We start from the raw sequence: 14685 nt of genomic DNA on the forward strand, positions 1-14685 counted from the left end.
CAACGGCAGGAGTTAATACTTTGCCGAGCATAGACGCCCTCGCCGATCGCTTATCGACCTACCTCGGCCCAGACCAGGTCAACCTGGTCCGCCGAGCGTATTTCTACGCCGAACAAGCCCACGACGGCCAACGCCGCCGCAGTGGCGAGGCGTATGTCACGCATCCTCTTGCCGTGGCCAATATTCTTGCCGACATGCACATGGACCATCAGAGCCTGATGGCCGCGATGCTGCATGACGTGATCGAAGACACCGGCATTGCCAAGGAAGCGCTCAGTGCGCAATTTGGCGAAACCGTGGCCGAACTGGTCGACGGGGTCAGCAAACTGACCCAGATGAACTTCGAGACCAAGGCCGAAGCCCAGGCGGAAAACTTCCAGAAGATGGCCATGGCCATGGCCCGGGACATCCGGGTGATCCTGGTCAAGCTGGCCGACCGGCTGCACAACATGCGCACGCTGGAAGTGCTGTCCGGTGAAAAACGCCGGCGCATCGCCAAGGAAACCCTGGAAATCTACGCGCCCATCGCCAACCGGCTGGGCATGCACGCCATTCGTATCGAGTTCGAAGACCTCGGCTTCAAGGCCATGCACCCGATGCGTTCCGCGCGCATCTACCAGGCAGTGAAACGCGCCCGGGGCAATCGCAAGGAAATCGTCAACAAGATCGAAGAATCCCTGAGCCATTGCCTGGCGATCGATGAGATCGAGGGCGAAGTCAGCGGCCGGCAGAAACACATCTACGGCATCTACAAGAAGATGCGCGGCAAGCGCCGGGCCTTCAACGAGATCATGGACGTGTACGCGTTCCGGATCATCGTCGACAAGGTCGATACCTGCTACCGCGTGCTGGGTGCTGTACATAATTTGTACAAGCCCCTGCCCGGACGCTTCAAGGATTACATCGCGATTCCCAAGGCCAACGGCTACCAGTCGCTGCATACCACGCTGTTCGGTATGCACGGGGTGCCGATCGAGATCCAGATCCGCACTCGCGAAATGGAAGAGATGGCCAACAACGGCATCGCCGCCCATTGGCTGTACAAATCCACCGGCGACGAGCAGCCAAAAGGCACCCATGCCCGCGCCCGCCAGTGGGTCAAGGGCGTGCTGGAAATGCAGCAACGTGCCGGCAACTCCCTGGAATTTATCGAAAGCGTGAAGATCGACCTGTTCCCGGACGAGGTCTACGTGTTCACGCCCAAAGGCCGGATCATGGAGCTGCCCAAAGGCTCCACGGCGGTCGACTTTGCCTACGCGGTGCACACCGACGTGGGTAACAGCTGCATAGCCTGTCGGATCAATCGTCGACTGGCCCCGCTGTCGGAACCGCTGCAAAGCGGCTCCACGGTGGAGATCGTCAGCGCACCGGGCGCGCGCCCGAACCCGGCCTGGCTCAACTTTGTGGTCACCGGCAAGGCTCGCACCCACATCCGTCATGCCCTGAAACTGCAACGCCGTTCCGAGTCCATCAGCCTGGGCGAACGCCTGCTGAACAAGGTGCTCAACGGCTTCGACAGCTCACTGGACAAGATCCCGGCCGAACGCGTGCAGGCGATGTTGCACGAGTACCGCCAGGAACTGATCGAAGACTTGCTGGAAGACATCGGCCTGGGCAACCGCATGGCCTATGTGGTCGCGCGCCGCCTGCTGGGCGAAGGCGAACAGTTGCCAAGCCCCGAAGGCCCGCTGGCGATTCGCGGCACCGAAGGCCTGGTGCTCAGCTACGCCAAGTGCTGCACGCCGATCCCTGGCGACCCGATTGTCGGCCATTTGTCTGCGGGCAAAGGCATGGTGGTGCACCTGGACAACTGCCGCAACATCAGTGAAATCCGCCACAACCCCGAGAAATGCATCCAGCTTTCGTGGGCAAAGGATGTCACTGGCGAATTCAACGTCGAGCTGCGGGTCGAGCTGGAACACCAGCGCGGCCTGATTGCCCTGCTGGCCAGCAGCGTGAACGCGGCCGACGGCAATATCGAGAAAATCAGCATGGACGAACGCGATGGCCGCATCAGCGTGGTCCAACTGGTGGTCAGCGTGCACGACCGCGTGCACCTGGCCCGCGTGATCAAGAAACTGCGCGCCCTGACCGGGGTCATCCGCATCACCCGCATGCGCGCCTAGCCCATCCATTACAAGGAGTCATTCATGACCAAGACTGTTATCACCAGCGACAAGGCACCAGCAGCAATCGGTACTTATTCCCAGGCGATCAAGGCGGGCAATACCGTCTACATGTCCGGCCAGATTCCACTGGACCCAAAAACCATGGAGCTGGTTGAAGGCTTTGAAGCCCAGACCATCCAGGTCTTCGAAAACCTGAAGTCGGTTGCCGAAGCTGCGGGCGGTTCGTTCAAGGACATCGTCAAACTGAACATCTTCCTCACCGACCTGAGCCACTTCGCCAAGGTCAACGAGATCATGGGCAAATACTTCGAACAGCCGTACCCTGCCCGCGCCGCCATCGGCGTTGCCGCCCTGCCAAAGGGCGCGCAGGTTGAGATGGACGCCATTCTGGTCATCGAGTAAAACATCCGGCGCAGCGCTTCCACGGGAAGGCTGCGCCGAATTGGTTCTTGGAAGGATTTCGTAATGCGCAAAGCGCTCGTTGCCTCTTCGTTGCTCGCCCTGTTGCTCGGCGGCTGCGCCAGCAATCCCGCCGACCTGGATGTGAGCGGCACCTGGATCAACCAGGCCGCCATCGACGCGGCAGCCAAGGGCGGCCCTTTGCGTGAAGCCCTGCAGAGCTATGGTCCGAACCTCGAATGGGAGGTGAACACCAAAGCGTCCCAGGCCCGCTACTACAACGGTTTTGAAGTAGCTGAAGGCAAATTGCTGGGTGAAAAATCCGGCGCCTGGAGTGTCGATTTCTACGGCAGCTCCGCCACTGAACTCAAGCGTAAAGGCAAGCTGCTGCTGCAAGGGGCCAATGATAACGAGCCCGAGCAACTGTTCGCCCGTGCCAAGGATCCAGCCCCCGAAGGCGCGCCACTGGGTGCCAACTTCGAACGCACCCTGTACGCCGCCTACATGGGCGGCACCTGGAAAATCAGCAGCGGCACTGGCGAAGGCGCCACCGTACAGTTCCAGGCCAATGGCCAGGTGACCGGCTTGCCCGGCGCCGATCAGTACTCGCTGTGCCTGGCGGGCGATTGCGCCTCCATGAGCGGCGGCTACGACAGTATCTGGCTACAGTTGAACGGCCAGGGCAACCCGTGGATCTTTGCGCGCAAGGGCAAGCAACTGGAGATCTTCCAGGCGATCAACACCGCCCAGGCCGACGAGGTACCCTCGTTTACCCCCGGGCCACGACAGTGGTTGCTGGAAAAACAGTGACGCAAAAAAGGAGCCCTCAGGCTCCTTTTTCTTCACGCCGCGATCAACCCTCCAGGATCGCCGCATACCCTTCGCGATAACTCGGATAACGCGGCACCCAGCCCAACGCCTTGGCCCGGGCGTTGCTGCACTGCTTGCTACCGGCGCGTCGCACGCTGGCGTTCTCGGCCCATTCGGTCACGCCAAGGTACTCGCGCAACCAGGCAACCACCTCGGCCAGCGGGGCCGGAGCATCGTCAACGCCGATGTAGCACTTATCCAGCACACCGCCCTGCTCCACGTGCTGCAGCAAAAACGCCAGCAAACCCGCCGCGTCATCCGCGTGAATCCGGTTGCCATATAAAGGCGGATCAATCGCCACGCGATAGCCCTGGCGCACTTGGCTCAACAACCACTCCCGACCTGGACCATAAATCCCGGTAAGGCGCACGACACTGGCGGGAATGCCGCTATCCAACGCCACTTGCTCGGCTTCCAGCATGACTTGGCCGGAATAACCGCCTGCCTTGGTCTCGGAGCTTTCGTCGACCCACTCACCGTTCTGCTGCCCATACACACTGCTGCTGGACACAAACAACAGGTGCTTGGGCTCCTGGCCGTAGTCGTTCAGCCACTCCAGCACATGCCGCAACCCTTGCACGTATGCCGCACGATAACCCGCCTCGTCGTGATCGGTGGCGGCCGCGCAATACACCAGGTAATCCACCCCGCCCACCGGCCAGGTATCGGGACAGTCTTCATTGAACAGGTCGCCGGCAATCCCGATAACGCCCTTGGGAAGGCGCGAAATATCCCGCCGCAGGCCATGAACCTCCCAGCCCTGGGCCAGCAATTGGGTGGCCAGACGGCTACCGACATCGCCGCAACCGGCAATCACCACAGAAGGCGCAGACATCACAAAACTCCGTTCTTAAAGGTCAAGGTTAGCCCCCGCAGATGACCAGCGGCCAGCAAAACGACAAATAAAGTAACTGTATTACTTCTGTTAACAAGAATTACTTGCAATAATAACCGCCCATTTGTCCTCGACCCGTTACGGTCTGGAAGGACGCTCACTCATTTTTTCTCTCAGGTCCGGCCAGCATGACACGCAATACATCCCCCGCTTCGCCAACCAAGCCTCACAGCCCATCCCGCGCCTTGCGTGCGATTGCTGCAGTGCTGTTCAGCGTCCTGCTGGCACCGACCGCCGCGTTCGCCGACAACACCGCGCCGGCCGCCCCGCCTGCAGCGAGCGCGCCAGCTACAGAGCAAAACGCTCCTGCGCCAGCCGCCGCACCGGCCGCGACCGACCCGGCCCTGGCCGCCGAAGGCGCACCGGCTGACGATTCCGGCGTCGTGCTGGAAGAAGACAACAGCCTGGGCATGGCCCACGACCTGTCGCCGTGGGGCATGTACCAGAACGCTGACATCATCGTGAAGATCGTGATGATCGGCCTGGCCATCGCTTCGATCATCACCTGGACCATCTGGATCGCCAAGGGCTTCGAACTGCTGGGCGCCAAGCGTCGCCTGCGCACTGAAATCGTCCACCTGAAAAAAGCCACCACCCTGAAAGAAGCCAGCGAAAGCGCGGCGAAGAAGGGCACCCTGGCGCACCTGCTGGTTCACGACGCACTCGAAGAGATGCGCCTGTCTGCCAACACCCGTGAAAAGGAAGGCATCAAGGAACGCGTCAGTTTCCGTCTTGAGCGCCTGGTTGCCGCCTGCGGTCGCAACATGAGCAACGGCACCGGCGTGCTGGCCACCATCGGTTCCACCGCGCCCTTCGTCGGCCTGTTCGGTACCGTGTGGGGCATCATGAACAGCTTCATCGGCATCGCCAAAACCCAGACCACCAACCTCGCCGTCGTGGCGCCCGGCATCGCCGAAGCGCTGCTGGCAACCGCACTGGGCCTGGTTGCCGCGATTCCTGCGGTGGTGATCTACAACGTCTTCGCCCGTTCGATCGCCGGCTACAAGGCGCAGGTGTCGGACGCTTCGGCAGAAGTCCTGTTGCTGGTCAGCCGTGACCTCGATCACCTGCCTACCGAGCGCAGCTCGCAACCGCATATGGTGAAAGTGGGGTAATCGGCCATGGGCCTGCATTTGAATCAAGGCGACGACGAGCTCGTCGAGAACCACGAAATCAACGTCACGCCGTTTATCGACGTGATGCTGGTGCTGCTGATCATCTTCATGGTGGCTGCACCGTTGGCCACCGTGGATATCAAGGTCGACCTGCCCGCTTCCAGCGCGAAACCTGCGCCGCGGCCGGAGAAACCGATATTCCTCAGCGTGAAGGCGGACCAGCGTCTGTTCCTGGGCGAAGAAGAAGTCAAATCCGACACCCTGGGCGCGGTGCTCGACACCAAGACCCAGGGCAAGAAAGACACGACCATCTTCTTCCAGGCCGACAAGGGCGTGGACTACGGCGACCTGATGAGCGTGATGGATGCCCTGCGGGCGGCCGGCTACCTCAAGGTAGGCCTGGTCGGACTTGAGACGGCAGCCAAGAAATGATCACGACGCGCCACAAACTGACGCGTTATGGCACCAGCCTCGCCGTCGTGCTGGGCGTCCACGCCGTCGCGATCATCATCGCGCTCCAGTGGTCGGCGCCACATATGGTCCAGTTGCCTCCGGCCGCCATGGTCATCGACCTGGCACCGATGCCGGCGCCACCACCTCCGGCCCCGCCGAAGGTGATCACGCCGCCACAGCCGCCTGCGCCAGTCGAAGAGCTGCCATTGCCGAAACTGGCCGAGGCACCTAAGCCGACGATCCAGGTGCCAAAGCCGGTCAAGCCCAAGCCAAAACCACAGCCGCCCAAGCCTGTGGAGAAGAAGCCCGATCCGCCCAAGGAAAAACCTTCCGAAGAGCCGCCGAGCGAAACTCCGCAGAACAACGCGCCTACGGAAAAATCCGCCCAGCCACAACCGGGCCCTTCACCGCAGCAGATCGCGGCCAAGGCCACCTGGGAAAGTACCCTGCTGGGCCACCTGCAGAAGTACAAGAAGTACCCGCCGGGCGCCCAGGCGCGTGGCAAGGAAGGCCTGAACCGCCTGCGTTTCGTGGTTGATGCCGATGGCAACGTGCTGTCCTACGAACTGGTGGGCCGCTCCGGCAACGCCGACCTGGACCGCGCCACCCTCGACATGATCCGTCGTGCCCAGCCGCTGCCCAAGCCACCGGCCGACATGTTGAAAGGCGGGAGCATCGAGATCGTTGCACCATTCGTTTACAACATCGAAAAACGTCGCCGCTAAACCCTACCGTGGGCACTTTCGGGTGCCCACGGCTGCTGTTCCCTCCCCCGCGCATCACCGCAACCTGAACCAGGCTTGAACGAATCGACACCTAACTCGATCTTCACTTGTAACACTTAAAGACAACGCTAATTATCCGCGAATCGTTCTCATTAGCGGACATTCGGCATGCCCAACCCTGCCCGGCTGGCTCTCCTCCTACTGGCTTTACCCGCCGCTGCACAGGCGGATCAGCTGGTCACCCTGGTCATTCAGAACCACACCTTCAGCCCCTCGACGTTCGAGGTGCCGGCCGGTGAACGCTTTCGCATTCAACTCACCAGCCATGATGAAAGCGTCGACGAGTTCGAAAGCTACGACATGAAATTCGAAAAAATCATCGTCCCCGGCAACACCATCACGGTGTTTGCCGGCCCGCTGCATCCCGGCACCTACACCTTCTTCGATGACTACCACCCCGACCAGGCCAAAGGCACGGTCACCGCCGTCGCGGCCAAGGAGTAAGCCATGCTGGCCTGTCTGTTGATCGTGTTTCGAGAAGTGCTGGAAGCCGGGATTGTGGTGGGCATCGTGATGGCCGCCACCCAGGGCCTGGCAAGACGTGGGCTGTTCATTGGCGGCGGAATCGCAGCCGGCGTGCTCGGTGCCGGCATCCTCGCACTATTTACCGGCGCAATTACCCAGGCGCTGCAGGGCTTTGGCCAGGAGATTTTCAACGCAGCCATCCTGGTGGTCGCCGTGGTCATGCTGGGCTGGCACAACCTGTGGATGGCCAGTCATGGTCGCGAGCTGGCGACCCAACTGCGCAGCGCCGGCAATTCAGTACTCAAGGGTGAAAAATCACTCTGGGCCCTGGCCGTGGTCATCACCGTGGCCGTGCTGCGCGAAGGCTCGGAAATCGTGCTGTTCCTCTATGGCATCGCCGCATCCAGCCAGACAGACCCACTGTCGATGTTGGCCGGCGGCGTGCTCGGCATCGTCGCCGGCGCCGCGCTGTCCTGGCTGATGTACCGCGGCCTGGTCGCCATCAGCCTCAAGCGCATGTTCTCGATTACCGGCTGGATGATCGCCTTGCTTGCCGCCGGCATGGCTGGCCGGGCCGCCGCGATCCTCGCCGGTATCGACCTGATTCCCGCCTGGGGCTACCAGCTCTGGGACACCTCCTGGCTGGTCTCCGATGGCAGCCTCACCGGCCGCGCATTGACCGCGCTGGTGGGCTACACCGACCGACCTCTGGGCGTTCAATTGGTGGCGTGGCTTGTCACCCTCTCGCTCCTGGTGCTGGGTAACCGTTTACTGCATTCACGCCCGACACAATCACATTAACCGCCCCAGGAGCCCCACCATGAAACACCTGCGCAACCCCTTCGCCGCCGCACTGCTGCTCGTCAGCGCCGTGGCCGCTTCCTCCCTCGCCCAAGCCCGCGAATACCCGATTGGCGGACCGGTGCAGATCAATGACATGGAGATCGCCTCCTCGTACCTGGTGGGCATCGAAATGGCGCCCATGCCGCCAGGCATGGTGATGAGCAAGGACTCGGTACACCTTGAGACCGATGTGCACGCCACCGCCGACAACAAATACGGCCTGTCCAACGGTGAGTGGGTGCCCTACCTGACCATCAGCTACTCACTGGTCAAGGAGGGCTCGCCCGACTACAAGGAAATCGGCACGCTGTTGCCGATGGTGGCCAAAGACGGCGCCCACTACGCCAACAACGTGAAAATGGACGGCCCCGGCACCTACACCGTGGTGTTGCGCTATGAAAGCCCACAGATCAAGGGCTTCTTCCACCATGTAGACAAGGAAACCGGCGTGCCTGAATGGTGGGCTCCCTTCACCGAAACCTTCACCTTCAAGTACCCGCAAAAGTGAAATACGGGGCGGCGATACCCGATTAACCGGTGTTGCGGCCCCTACGCTGTCTGATAACGTGCGTCTATCGATTGCAGCCGGTATGCTTGGCCCGCAACCTCATGGACGCCCGCTATGACTCTTACAGAATTACGCTACATCGTTACCCTCGCCCAAGAGCAGCACTTCGGCCACGCGGCCGAGCGTTGCCACGTCAGCCAGCCGACGCTGTCGGTGGGTGTGAAGAAGCTTGAAGACGAACTCGGTGTGCTGATTTTCGAGCGCAGCAAAAGCGCCGTGCGCCTGACGCCCGTCGGCGAAGGCATCGTCGCCCAGGCCCAGAAGGTTCTGGAACAGGCCCAGAGCATTCGCGAGCTGGCCCAGGCCGGCAAGAACCAACTGACCGCCCCGCTGAAAGTCGGCGCCATCTACACCGTCGGCCCGTACCTGTTCCCGCACTTGATTCCGCAACTGCACCGCGTCGCGCCGCAGATGCCGCTGTATATCGAAGAAAACTTCACCCACGTGCTGCGCGACAAACTGCGCAACGGCGAGCTGGACGCGATCATCATCGCCCTGCCGTTCAACGAGGCGGATGTGCTGACGCTGCCGCTCTACGATGAGCCGTTCTACGTGCTGATGCCGGCGTCCCACCCATGGACGCAGAAAGACACCATCGACGCGGGCCTGCTCAACGACAAGAGCCTGCTGTTGCTGGGCGAAGGCCATTGCTTCCGCGACCAGGTGCTGGAAGCCTGCCCGACCCTGACCAAGGGCAACGACGGCGCCAAGCACACCACCGTGGAGTCCAGCTCCCTGGAAACCATTCGCCATATGGTCGCCTCCGGACTGGGTATCTCGATCCTGCCGTTGTCGGCGGTCGACAGCCATCACTACGCCCCCGGCGTGATCGCCGTGCGCCCACTGACGCCGCCGGTACCGTTCCGCACCGTGGCGATTGCCTGGCGTGCGAGCTTCCCGCGTCCGAAAGCGATTGAAATCCTCGCCGACTCGATCCGCCTGTGTTCGGTGGCCAAGCCGCCTGCTGCGAGCTAATTAACGGTATGACTGAGCTGTCGCAGGTATCGGTGACGGCACTCAAGGGTGTCGGGGAGGCCATGGCCGAGAAGTTGGCCAAGGTCGGGCTGGAAAATCTCCAGGACGTGCTGTTCCACCTGCCCCTGCGTTACCAGGACCGCACCCGCGTGGTGCCCATCGGCCACTTGCGCCCTGGGCAGGACGCCGTGGTTGAAGGCACCGTCAGCGGCGCCGACGTGGTCATGGGCAAGCGCCGCAGCTTGGTGGTGCGCCTGCAAGACGGCACCGGCGGCCTGAGCCTGCGCTTCTACCACTTCAGCAACGCCCAGAAGGAAGGCCTCAAGCGTGGTACCCGCGTGCGCTGCTACGGCGAAGCCCGGCCCGGCGCTTCGGGGCTGGAAATCTATCACCCGGAATACCGCGCGATTACCGGCGACGAACCGCCGCCGGTAGACACCACCCTCACGCCAATTTACCCGCTCACCGAGGGCCTGACCCAGCAGCGCTTACGCCAACTGTGCATGCAGACTCTGACGATGCTCGGGCCAAAAAGCCTGCCCGACTGGCTGCCCCAGGAACTGGCGCGCGACTATCAACTGGCGCCGCTGGATGATGCGATCCGCTACCTGCATCACCCACCCGCCGATGCCGACGTCGACGAGTTGGCTCTCGGGCATCACTGGGCCCAGCATCGCCTGGCGTTCGAAGAACTGCTGACCCATCAACTGTCCCAGCAGCGCCTGCGCGAGAGCATGCGTTCGCTGCGCGCGCCGGCCATGCCCAAGGCCAAGCGCCTGCCTGCGCAATACCTGGCCAACCTGGGGTTTGCACCGACGGGCGCCCAGCAACGGGTCGGCAACGAAATTGCCTACGACCTGAGCCAGAAAGAACCGATGCTGCGGCTGATCCAGGGCGACGTGGGCGCGGGTAAAACCGTGGTCGCCGCCCTCGCCGCGTTGCAGGCCCTCGAAGCCGGCTATCAGGTGGCGCTGATGGCGCCCACCGAGATTCTCGCCGAGCAGCACTTCATCACCTTCAAGCGCTGGCTCGAACCGCTGGGCCTGGAAGTCGCGTGGCTGGCCGGCAAGCTCAAGGGCAAGAACCGCGTAGCCGCCCTGGAGCAGATCGCCGCCGGCGCCCCGATGGTGGTGGGCACCCACGCGTTGTTCCAGGACGAAGTGAAGTTCAAGAATCTGGCGCTGGTGATCATCGACGAACAGCACCGCTTCGGTGTGCAGCAGCGCCTGGCCCTGCGCCAGAAAGGCGTGGGCGGCCGCATGAGCCCGCACCAGTTGATCATGACCGCCACACCGATCCCGCGCACCCTGGCCATGAGCGCCTACGCCGACCTCGACACTTCGATCCTCGACGAACTGCCGCCGGGCCGAACGCCGGTCAACACCGTGCTGGTCACCGACACCCGCCGCGTCGAAGTCATCGAACGGGTACGCGGCGCCTGCGCCGAAGGCCGTCAGGCGTATTGGGTGTGCACGCTGATCGAAGAATCCGAAGAGCTGACCTGCCAGGCCGCCGAAACCACCTATGAAGACCTCACCAGTGCCTTGGGTGAACTCAAGGTCGGGCTGATTCACGGTCGCATGAAGCCGGTGGAAAAGGCCGCGGTAATGGCCGAGTTCAAGGCCGGCAACCTGCAATTGCTGGTGGCGACCACGGTGATCGAAGTCGGCGTCGACGTCCCCAACGCCAGCCTGATGATCATCGAGAACCCTGAGCGCCTGGGCCTGGCCCAACTGCACCAATTGCGCGGCCGCGTCGGCCGGGGCAGCGCCGCCAGCCACTGTGTGCTGCTGTACCACCCGCCGCTGTCGCAGATCGGTCGCCAGCGCCTGGGGATCATGCGCGAAACCAACGACGGCTTCGTGATCGCCGAAAAAGACCTCGAACTGCGCGGCCCCGGCGAGATGCTCGGCACCCGCCAGACCGGCCTGCTGCAATTCAAGGTCGCCGACCTGATGCGCGATGCCGACTTGCTGCCCGCCGTGCGCGACGCGGCCCAGGCGTTACTGGAGCGTTGGCCGGAACACGTCAGCCCGCTGCTGGATCGCTGGCTGAGACATGGGCAGCAATACGGCCAAGTGTGACGGCTGACTCACTTAGACAACCCTCACTGGTATCAAGCTGGTTATACTCCAATGACTGTAGGAAATTGGATTCAGGCCATGTCAGAAGTTGCCCTCGCCACAGCTCCACCGACTGCACCCTCGGTGATTCGGACGCTGCTTGCAAAGCTCGCCATCAGCTACACGGAAGTTACCGAACGCCCCGGCCTGAACCCGGCGCAGAAGGTTCAAGCCGTGCTGCTCGATGATGCCGTGGGTGCGCTCATGGTGCTGTTTCCACAGAACCAGTTGCTGGACCTTAATCGCCTCGCCGAGCTCACCGGTCGGCGCCTCAAGGCCGTGTCGCCGGAGCGCCTGGAGCGCATGCTCGGCAAGCACAGCCTGAGCCTGCTGCCCGGCCTGCCGCCGCTGACCAGCTCTCCCTGCCTCTACGAAGAAAGCCTGTTGCGTGAGCCGACCGTGCTGGTGCACTCGGGCGAAGCCGGGCTGCTGCTGGAGATTTCCAGCGACGCGTTCAAGAGCATGCTGACCAAGGCCAGCGCCGCGCATTTCGGCGAGCCGCTGAGCAACATCCGGCCAAACCTGGATCGCCCCAATGACGACCGCGAGGAAATCACCCAGGCGATGCAGGCGTTCACCGCCCGCCGTATCCAGCAGCGCCTGGAAGCCACCATCGAAATTCCGCCGCTGGCCGATACCGCGCAAAAGATCATCAAGCTGCGGGTCGACCCCAACGCCACCATCGACGACATCACCGGCGTGGTCGAAACCGACCCGGCCCTGGCCGCCCAGGTGGTGAGTTGGGCCGCGTCGCCCTACTACGCCTCGCCGGGCAAGATCCGCTCGGTGGAAGACGCCATCGTGCGCGTGCTGGGCTTTGACCTGGTGATCAACCTCGCACTCGGCCTGGCCCTGGGCAAGACCTTGAGCCTGCCCAAGGACCACCCGCAACAGGCCACGCCGTACTGGCACCAGTCGATCTACACCGCTGCCGTCATCGAAGGCCTGACCCGCGCCATGCCCCGCGCCCAGCGCCCGGAAGCCGGGCTGACGTACCTCGCCGGCCTGCTGCACAATTTCGGCTACCTGTTGCTGGCCCACGTCTTCCCGCCGCACTTCTCACTGATCTGCCGGCACCTGGAGGTCAACCCGCACCTGTGCCACAGCTACATCGAGCAGCATCTGCTGGGCATCAGCCGCGAGCAGATTGGTGCGTGGTTGATGCGCTATTGGGACATGCCGGACGAACTGTCCACCGCCCTGCGCTTCCAGCACGACCCGACCTACGACGGCCAATATGCGGAATACCCGAACCTGGTGTGCCTGGCCGTGCGCTTGCTGCGCAGCCGCGGCATCGGCTCGGGGCCGGATGAATCCATCCCGGACGAACTGCTTGAGCGCCTGGGGCTGACCCGGGACAAGGCAGAGGATGTGGTGAGCAAGGTGCTGGACGCGGAAACGTTGTTGCGCGAGTTGGCGTCGCAGTTCAGCCAGGGATAAATCGGGCGCCTGTTACACCGTATTCGCGAGCAAGCCCGCTCCCACATTCGACCGAGTTCCAACTTTGGAATGGGATTGAATGTGGGAGCGGGCTTGCTCGCGAATGCAGGCGACGCAGTATTGCTGAAGAACCCCCTAGCCTTTGGGCTTTTTCTTCGGCTTCAAATACTTGGTCAACCCCTGGAACCAGATCACCAGCGCCGGGTTGCCCTTGATCTGGATCGACTTGTCCTGAATCCCCGTCATGAACGCCAGTTGCTTGTTCTTCGCCTGCATCGTGGCGAAGCCGTAGGCGGCGTCTTTGAAGGCGATGGCAAACGCAGGCGCGGGATGAACACCCGAGCGGCTGGTAATGCGCTGGTCTTTGACGATGAAGTGACGGGCAACCTTGCCGTCGAGGGTCTGCAACTGGAACGCCAGGTCCTTGTCACCCAACTGCTGCTGGAACGCAGGGTTGGTGCGGCTGGCTTTGCCCATCAACAGGCCAAGCATCCAGAGAAGAAAACGAAATTTCATGCACACGGCCTCAGTGTAATTATTGGGTGGCCGCAGCAGTTTAACGATTTGTGCAAATAACGCTACCGATCTCCCGTTTTAGCAGGAGATCGGCTGGCGTTTAACGCTTATAGCAACAACTTTCCTCAGACGTTAGGGCAAGGAACCGGTGCCCAATCCGCCAGGTTCGGATCACGGCAAGTGCCTTCGATCTGCGCTTTACCGGCGCTGGCAACCTGCTTGCTTTCAGCTTGTTTGGTCTGGGCGGTCTGGATGGTTTTCTCGGTGGCTACGGCTTCTTTCGGCACGGTTGGCAGTACCGGCTTTTTCGCGACTTTTACCGGCTTCTTGCCTTTGGCTGGCGTCACCACCGGCGTCGTATCGGCAGTCGCAACAGTGACCACGTCGGCGCGTTGTACGCCCACTTGTTGCAGATCCTGCTCGTACGCCTGGGTGTAGTTGTTCAGGTCTTCGCTGGCCTTGCCGTTCACCGCGACGATCAGGTCGTTGGACTCTTTCAGGCCCGAGACGATTTCTGCCAGGCGCTTGCGGCCTTCAACGTCGTTGACGGTCTTGGCCTTGCGGTCGGCCACCAGCTTGGTGAACGCGCTCTGGTAGCACTGCTGGGACGCCTTGGCGTACGCGGTGCTGCGGTCGATGTCGGAGGCACGCTTGTTGACGTCGGTGGCGTAGGAGGCGATGCGCTGGTTGTCATCGGTGATCTGCTTCTGGCGCTCGGTGTAGTAACCCGCTGCACCACCGGCCAGGGCGCCGCCCGCTGCACCGATGGCAGCGTTGCGGCCGCGCTTGTCGGAGTCGCCGGTCAAGGCGCCCAGCAATGCACCACCGGCCGCACCCAGGGCGGCACCGGTGACCACCGACTTGGTCAGGTCCGAATCGGTAGCACGCAGGTGCTGCACCGGCTCGTAGCAGTTCGGGTAGTACTCGACCTTGGTGGTCGAGGCGACCTTGTTGGTCGGTGACGTTGCGCAACCGGTCAGCACCGTGCTGAAGCCTGCGGCAATCAGCAGCAGATGACGCTTGGAAACCGCCTTACGGGAAAAAATCATCGTTGTGTTCTCTTTTAAGTTTGACTTGCCCAGCGCGGCCCACCGCCGCCTGAGTCCCTT

15 protein-coding genes are annotated in these 14685 nt (G+C 62.3%); 12 read left to right on the top strand and 3 right to left on the bottom strand.

Annotation, left to right across the window (positions count from 1 at the left end):
- The first annotated feature begins 20 nt into the window (after nucleotides 1-20).
- The 3 genes from spoT to HX815_RS08560 all read left to right on the top strand — a co-directional run bounded on the left by spoT (nucleotide 21) and on the right by HX815_RS08560 (nucleotide 3338).
- Complete coding sequence (gene spoT / locus HX815_RS08550; RefSeq protein ID WP_008439435.1) at nucleotides 21-2126, top strand: bifunctional GTP diphosphokinase/guanosine-3',5'-bis pyrophosphate 3'-pyrophosphohydrolase; 2106 nt, start codon at nucleotides 21-23, stop codon at nucleotides 2124-2126.
- A 24-nt stretch (nucleotides 2127-2150) separates the two neighbouring features.
- A complete protein-coding gene (locus HX815_RS08555; protein WP_003213288.1) occupies nucleotides 2151-2531 on the top strand; it encodes a RidA family protein in 381 nt (126 codons plus the stop codon).
- A 63-nt stretch (nucleotides 2532-2594) separates the two neighbouring features.
- Entirely contained in the window at nucleotides 2595-3338 is a 744-nt protein-coding gene (locus HX815_RS08560) for a hypothetical protein (RefSeq protein ID WP_003213290.1), read from the top strand.
- A gap of 43 nt (nucleotides 3339-3381) precedes the next feature.
- On the opposite strand, the gene HX815_RS08565 is transcribed toward HX815_RS08560, so the two are convergent.
- Entirely contained in the window at nucleotides 3382-4233 is an 852-nt protein-coding gene (locus HX815_RS08565) for an SDR family oxidoreductase (protein ID WP_008439436.1), read from the bottom strand.
- Between the two features lie 188 nt (nucleotides 4234-4421).
- Between HX815_RS08565 and exbB the strand changes: the two genes are divergently transcribed.
- The 9 genes from exbB (at nucleotide 4422) to HX815_RS08610 (ending at nucleotide 13060) form a co-directional block, all read left to right on the top strand.
- Nucleotides 4422-5408 (top strand): tonB-system energizer ExbB, encoded by a 987-nt coding sequence (gene exbB / locus HX815_RS08570; protein WP_102604061.1) that lies wholly within the window; start codon nucleotides 4422-4424, stop codon nucleotides 5406-5408.
- 6 nt (nucleotides 5409-5414) lie between these two features.
- Entirely contained in the window at nucleotides 5415-5840 is a 426-nt protein-coding gene (gene exbD, locus HX815_RS08575; RefSeq protein ID WP_177028060.1) for a TonB system transport protein ExbD, read from the top strand.
- Entirely contained in the window at nucleotides 5837-6586 is a 750-nt protein-coding gene (locus HX815_RS08580) for an energy transducer TonB (RefSeq protein ID WP_003213297.1), read from the top strand. The genes exbD and HX815_RS08580 overlap by 4 nt, the downstream gene beginning before the upstream one ends.
- 168 nt (nucleotides 6587-6754) lie before the next feature.
- Complete coding sequence (locus HX815_RS08585) at nucleotides 6755-7090, top strand: cupredoxin domain-containing protein (protein WP_177028061.1); 336 nt, start codon at nucleotides 6755-6757, stop codon at nucleotides 7088-7090.
- Between the two features lie 3 nt (nucleotides 7091-7093).
- Complete coding sequence (locus HX815_RS08590; RefSeq protein ID WP_177028062.1) at nucleotides 7094-7912, top strand: FTR1 family protein; 819 nt, start codon at nucleotides 7094-7096, stop codon at nucleotides 7910-7912.
- Nucleotides 7913-7931: 19 nt separating this feature from the next.
- A complete protein-coding gene (locus HX815_RS08595; protein WP_087693714.1) occupies nucleotides 7932-8462 on the top strand; it encodes an iron transporter in 531 nt (176 codons plus the stop codon).
- 114 nt (nucleotides 8463-8576) lie between these two features.
- Complete coding sequence (locus HX815_RS08600) at nucleotides 8577-9497, top strand: hydrogen peroxide-inducible genes activator (protein WP_003213305.1); 921 nt, start codon at nucleotides 8577-8579, stop codon at nucleotides 9495-9497.
- 8 nt (nucleotides 9498-9505) lie between these two features.
- Nucleotides 9506-11581, top strand: a complete 2076-nt coding sequence (gene recG, locus HX815_RS08605) for an ATP-dependent DNA helicase RecG (protein WP_003213306.1) — start codon at nucleotides 9506-9508, stop codon at nucleotides 11579-11581.
- Between the two features lie 78 nt (nucleotides 11582-11659).
- Nucleotides 11660-13060, top strand: a complete 1401-nt coding sequence (locus HX815_RS08610) for an aminoacyl-tRNA deacylase and HDOD domain-containing protein (RefSeq protein ID WP_003213308.1) — start codon at nucleotides 11660-11662, stop codon at nucleotides 13058-13060.
- A 135-nt stretch (nucleotides 13061-13195) separates the two neighbouring features.
- Here HX815_RS08610 and HX815_RS08615 read toward each other — a convergent pair whose 3' ends face one another.
- Nucleotides 13196-13576 (bottom strand): hypothetical protein, encoded by a 381-nt coding sequence (locus HX815_RS08615; protein WP_008439448.1) that lies wholly within the window; start codon nucleotides 13574-13576, stop codon nucleotides 13196-13198.
- A gap of 125 nt (nucleotides 13577-13701) precedes the next feature.
- Nucleotides 13702-14625, bottom strand: coding sequence for a type VI secretion system-associated lipoprotein TagQ (tagQ, locus tag HX815_RS08620; RefSeq protein WP_003213311.1), 924 nt, complete (start codon nucleotides 14623-14625; stop codon nucleotides 13702-13704).
- Between the last annotated feature and the right edge of the window lie 60 nt (nucleotides 14626-14685).

It is taken from the genome of Pseudomonas sp. E6002 (genome assembly GCF_013385565.1).
Lineage (GTDB): Bacteria > Pseudomonadota > Gammaproteobacteria > Pseudomonadales > Pseudomonadaceae > Aquipseudomonas.

Coding starts and splice junctions, on each gene's coding strand:
- HX815_RS08585 (WP_177028061.1), top strand. CDS start 6,755: ATGCCCAACCCTGCCCGGCTGGCTCTCCTCCTACTGGCTTTACCCGCC.
- HX815_RS08600 (WP_003213305.1), top strand. CDS start 8,577: ATGACTCTTACAGAATTACGCTACATCGTTACCCTCGCCCAAGAGCAG.
- tagQ (WP_003213311.1), bottom strand. CDS start 14,625: ATGATTTTTTCCCGTAAGGCGGTTTCCAAGCGTCATCTGCTGCTGATT.
- exbB (WP_102604061.1), top strand. CDS start 4,422: ATGACACGCAATACATCCCCCGCTTCGCCAACCAAGCCTCACAGCCCA.
- recG (WP_003213306.1), top strand. CDS start 9,506: ATGACTGAGCTGTCGCAGGTATCGGTGACGGCACTCAAGGGTGTCGGG.
- exbD (WP_177028060.1), top strand. CDS start 5,415: ATGGGCCTGCATTTGAATCAAGGCGACGACGAGCTCGTCGAGAACCAC.
- HX815_RS08565 (WP_008439436.1), bottom strand. CDS start 4,233: ATGTCTGCGCCTTCTGTGGTGATTGCCGGTTGCGGCGATGTCGGTAGC.
- HX815_RS08615 (WP_008439448.1), bottom strand. CDS start 13,576: ATGAAATTTCGTTTTCTTCTCTGGATGCTTGGCCTGTTGATGGGCAAA.
- HX815_RS08610 (WP_003213308.1), top strand. CDS start 11,660: ATGTCAGAAGTTGCCCTCGCCACAGCTCCACCGACTGCACCCTCGGTG.
- HX815_RS08555 (WP_003213288.1), top strand. CDS start 2,151: ATGACCAAGACTGTTATCACCAGCGACAAGGCACCAGCAGCAATCGGT.
- HX815_RS08595 (WP_087693714.1), top strand. CDS start 7,932: ATGAAACACCTGCGCAACCCCTTCGCCGCCGCACTGCTGCTCGTCAGC.
- HX815_RS08560 (WP_003213290.1), top strand. CDS start 2,595: ATGCGCAAAGCGCTCGTTGCCTCTTCGTTGCTCGCCCTGTTGCTCGGC.
- HX815_RS08590 (WP_177028062.1), top strand. CDS start 7,094: ATGCTGGCCTGTCTGTTGATCGTGTTTCGAGAAGTGCTGGAAGCCGGG.
- HX815_RS08580 (WP_003213297.1), top strand. CDS start 5,837: ATGATCACGACGCGCCACAAACTGACGCGTTATGGCACCAGCCTCGCC.